4 protein-coding genes are annotated in these 4,319 nt (G+C 46.7%); all 4 read right to left on the minus strand.

Annotated elements, in window-relative coordinates; genetic code table 11:
* Positions 1-478, minus strand: a 478-nt coding sequence (gene dcm / locus AB7E53_RS14380) for a DNA (cytosine-5-)-methyltransferase (protein ID WP_446776460.1), incomplete at its 3' end; no start/stop codon positions are given.
* 319 nt (positions 479-797) lie between these two features.
* Positions 798-2,249, minus strand: a complete 1,452-nt coding sequence (locus tag AB7E53_RS14385; protein ID WP_446776461.1) for a CHC2 zinc finger domain-containing protein — start codon at positions 2,247-2,249, stop codon at positions 798-800.
* Between the two features lie 5 nt (positions 2,250-2,254).
* A complete protein-coding gene (locus AB7E53_RS14390) occupies positions 2,255-3,589 on the minus strand; it encodes a replicative DNA helicase (RefSeq protein WP_446776463.1) in 1,335 nt (444 codons plus the stop codon).
* A 143-nt stretch (positions 3,590-3,732) separates the two neighbouring features.
* Positions 3,733-4,293, minus strand: coding sequence for a hypothetical protein (locus AB7E53_RS14395; protein ID WP_446776465.1), 561 nt, complete (start codon positions 4,291-4,293; stop codon positions 3,733-3,735).
* Positions 4,294-4,319 lie beyond the last annotated feature (26 nt).

A 4,319-nucleotide genomic window follows, 5' to 3' on the forward strand; every position in this document is an offset into this window, starting at 1 on the left:
CACTAAGAATTCTATATATCTCCCACCATAGAACCCCTTTTTTCCCTTCAATGCCTTTTGAGTTTTTTAAAGTAGTGGCAACAGAATAATCTTGACAAGGGAAACCTCCGACAAGCATGTTACAGTCCGGAATGTCCTCTGTCCTCACAATGTTAATATCATCGTTGCTATGACCTTCAAGTCCAAATCGATGACAGTATATAATCGAAGCATCTTGACGTTTAGTTGAAGGCTCCCATTGATTGCTCCATACAGTCTTAAAATGTGAATTAGCACGTTCTAAACCAATCCGGAATCCTCCAACTCCTGCAAATAATTCTACAACTCTAATGTCATTATCTTCTACCTCCACCTTTTCTTCAGGAAATAAATTCATTTCCTTAGTTTTATATACTGAATTTCTATAATAGTTTAAAGCTGGACATAACGCTTTAGATGTTTCTTCTTGATTGTCGAAGTTGTATTCTTTACTCATCATTATTGTTTTATTGAGATAATTCTCAAATTTATTTACAAAAGTAATTTGTTTTTTGAAAGATCAAAAATTGTTTCATTCATTTTGTTAAATAATAAAGATTTATTTTAGTTGGATATTAACTGTGTGTTTAATAACTCTAAATATGGATTCTGTATATTAATTATTTTTTTCATATTGTTTATTGATATTTAAGAACGAATCTAAAGGGAACTATATATAATATAAATTCATTTTATAGAAATAATATTTGTATTTAAGGCGACCGGTCGGGGTGTTGTAATTTCTGACATTGTTAGATTTTACCCGACCGGTGCCTTTTTTATTTATACCAGACTACGGGTCTGTTTAGTTGTTTGCTTACTTCGGAGAGTTGGGAGCGGAGCTTCATCAACTCTGTGTTGATTTGCATTCGCTCTGGTCCCTGACCGAAAAGGAAACGTTTGCTTCCCAGCTTTCGCATTTGGTGTTGCAGTTCCTGCTCCCGGGCCATCAGTCGGGGGCGATCGCTTTGCATTAAACTCAGTTCGTTGTTTCCATTTGCGCCATTTGCCTCCGGATCATAAAGCGGATCGGTCATTTCCTCTCCGTTCATCCGGATTAATTCGCTGTTACCGCTTCCTTCCGTACACATATTTGCCAAATCCATTCCGGTGCTTTCCTTAATCGCTTGCAGGTGCCCGGTAAGTTGGGATTCTGCAACGATGGTGCGGAAGGCTTGTTTTCCCAGGCGGCGGAAGAGGGAGTCGGGGTCTTCGCCGGGTGGGAGAAGTAACTCGCTGGTCTGCATGCCGTGGCGATGGAGTACGGCGATGGCTGCGGCTGCTATCTCGCGACCGCGGTCGTCGGCATCCATCAGTACGGCTACGCGTTTGGTGTAACGCTTCAGCAGTTCGGCATGATCGTCGGTAAATGCGGCGCCGCACTGGGCAACGGTGTTCTTAAATCCTGCTGCCACCATGGCCAGGGTGTCTTTGTAGCCTTCGGTCAGGAAGGCAAAGGTCTCGGTACGTATGGGCTCCCCCGCCAGATGCAAGCCGTACAGGGTGCGGCTTTTGTTGTATAAGTCGCTTGTCTGGCTGTTTACGTACTTAGGGGTGTAACTCCTGTTTTCGTCCGTGATGGTCTGGGTGGTGCGCCCTGCAAAGGCAACCAGCCGGTTGTTTTCGTCGCGGATGGGGAATACAATCCGTCCCCTCATGGCTTTAAATGCGCCGGGCACCGTACTTTTTGCCTGACCAACCTCGAAGTCCACATAGGTCTGGGTAATGCCATCGCAGTCGGGGTGGTATTTGTTGCCATCCATCCAGCTGTGGTCGTCCAACTTTACCTCATGTATACGGGCCAGGGCGGGATGGTGTCCATACATCGACCGCATGAACTTTACGTTTTCGGTTTCCATGGCGGCAAGCTGCGCTGGTGTTGCAGGTGGCTTCTGCGCCTTGGCTTTTTCCCTTCGTTCGATGTGTTGTTGCGGAGGGGTTGATCCGTTGCACCATTCCTGGCGCAACAGATTAACAGCCTCGGCAAAGGTGCACGATTTTATTTTGCTGATAAAGGCGATCACATCACCGCCTTCGTTGCAGGCAAAACATTTAAAGATCTGCTTTCCGGTGTGTACGTGCATGGAGGGGGTGGAGTCGTCGTGGAAAGGGCATAATCCTAAACACTTACCTCCTAATTTGTACTCCAACTCCACGTAGGTACCTATCACATCTTCGATGTTCACGGCCTCCTTCAGCTTCGCTATCTCTTCTTTGCTGTTGTCGTTCATGATTCTCAATAGTCGGAGATGCGGGTCATGTGGTTATTATAGCGGAATTTTGTAGTTCCGGTGGCACCGTTACGGTTCTTCAGGATGTTGATGTTGCCAATGCCCACCATGGATTCGCCATCTTCGCCTTTACCATTGCCCTGCAGCTCGGGGCGGTTGATAAAGAATACCACGTCCGCCGCCTGTTCCAGTACCCCGGAGTCGCGCAGGTCGCTCAGCTTGTGCTTGTAGTTGTCGTTCCGCTTCTCAATCTCGCGGTTCATCTGTGCCAAAACTAAGGCTGGGATGTTTTCCTCTACTGCCAGATCCTTGATGCGCTTCATGGCGTGGCCCAACGAAGTAGCCAGGTTCTCGCCTTGAGCATGGCCCGTATCCAACTGGTTGATATAGTCCAGAATCAGGAAGTCACATTGTTTGCGCTTGCGAGCCAGCTTTACTTTGGCGCGGATATCCTCGGGGCGTGCTGCTGCAATGTAATCGATGTAGATGGGAAGTTTCCGCAGCGTATCTTCGTTCAGGCTTTTGGCCACGGCAATCTCTGTTTCGGTGAGTCCGTGCATACGCAGGTTCTCCGGCGAAATGTCCGACATGGACATCAGGATACGACCGTATAGCTGTTCCATGCTCATCTCCAACGAGATGATATAAACCGGTATTTTTTTAAGTGCAATCTGAACCGCCATGAAAAGAGAAATAGCCGTTTTGCCGTGGGAGGTAAGCGCCGAGGCAATGGTAACCTCGCCCCTCATAAAGCCGCCCATAATATCGTCCATTCCTTTAAGGCCGGTGGAATAACCCACCGAAGTACCGCCGTTTTCCAACAATCGGGTGTGGCGGGCAACCACCTCCTGACCGATTTCACTGATCTGTCGGGTACTGGTGCTGTTTACACCCAGGCCGGCAATCTCTTCCAGCTTACTGTTTGCCAACTGTAGGATTTGCTCTACCGGTATGTCTCTACTTCCACACTTGCCTGAAATCTCCATGGCCAGCAGACGCAGGCTGTTACGCTGATACTCTTCCACAATCAGGTCGGCATAGGTGGTAACGTGAACATCATCAACCACAGAAAGAAGTCCGTCTCCCACGTAATTTAGTCCGTTCATCTCGGCATATAGCTCGTGGTCCAGGGCACGCATCTCGTGCTCCAACAGGGTGTAGTCCATGGCTTTTCCTTTGTTGAAAAGCTCGATAATCCCTTTGTAGATCAAAGCCAGTTCGCGGCTTGTAAGCATTTCTGCTGTAACGCGGGGATAAACCTGACTGCTTTCGGCTACTCCGGTAAGGAGAGCGCATACGAAACTTAGTTCGTTTTTGAATCCAATATTTTCTGTTTTCATACTAATTCTGTTTTGTTTCAGTAGTAACAAATTGCCTGGTCGCGCCTCCCTGCCTTTCGTTTTTTCCTGTTTTTGTTTTATTTACATTTACCTTCCGATATTCAACCTGCAGAGTATCCATCGGAAGATGGTTTTTTTCGCAATTACTTATCCGTGTTTTTTTCCTGAAATTCAGGTATTTTACTTAAATCAATTTCCAGCTTTGGAATGTAGCAACCCTTTACATGATGCTCGGGGTAGTAGTTCTCTACCGAGACTCCCAGTTTCGCCTTCTTGGCTTTGGGAGCTGCCTCTTCTGCTGCTTTATCGCCACCGTTAGCCTGCTTGTACTGGGCACTTTTCTTACCCACAATGCAGTCGTACCCCACTATGGAGAAGCGGGATCCTCCTCTCACGCGTTCGATTTTCAGTATGCTTTCACTTTGGAAATCGGTCATGATGCGTGTCCACTGTTGGCGATCCAGGTTGAAATATTCGGCCAGTTCTCTTTGGCTGGCTATAAATTCTCCTCTGAAACAAAGGTATTTTCTGCCGTTGAACACTACCTCGCCCTTTGCAAAATAGACCTTTTCGTAAAAGTAGCGCAAGATTCTGGCTCTGAGGGCTGTCTTCTCGCAGCTGCTTCGCTCGCTGTCTAAAATCAAACGGGGTATGTTGTAGTACCCGCTTTTCAGAAAATTTTCCATTGTGTAAAACTTTTTCATCGTATCGATTTTTGTTAATCATTTGT

This window comes from Macellibacteroides sp., from assembly GCF_050251695.1.
Lineage (GTDB): Bacteria > Bacteroidota > Bacteroidia > Bacteroidales > Tannerellaceae > Macellibacteroides > Macellibacteroides fermentans.

Excerpts from the sequence above, each read along its gene's own strand:
- AB7E53_RS14395 (WP_446776465.1), bottom strand. The coding sequence starts at position 4,293 with ATGAAAAAGTTTTACACAATGGAAAATTTTCTGAAAAGCGGGTACTAC.
- AB7E53_RS14390 (WP_446776463.1), bottom strand. The coding sequence starts at position 3,589 with ATGAAAACAGAAAATATTGGATTCAAAAACGAACTAAGTTTCGTATGC.
- AB7E53_RS14385 (WP_446776461.1), bottom strand. The coding sequence starts at position 2,249 with ATGAACGACAACAGCAAAGAAGAGATAGCGAAGCTGAAGGAGGCCGTG.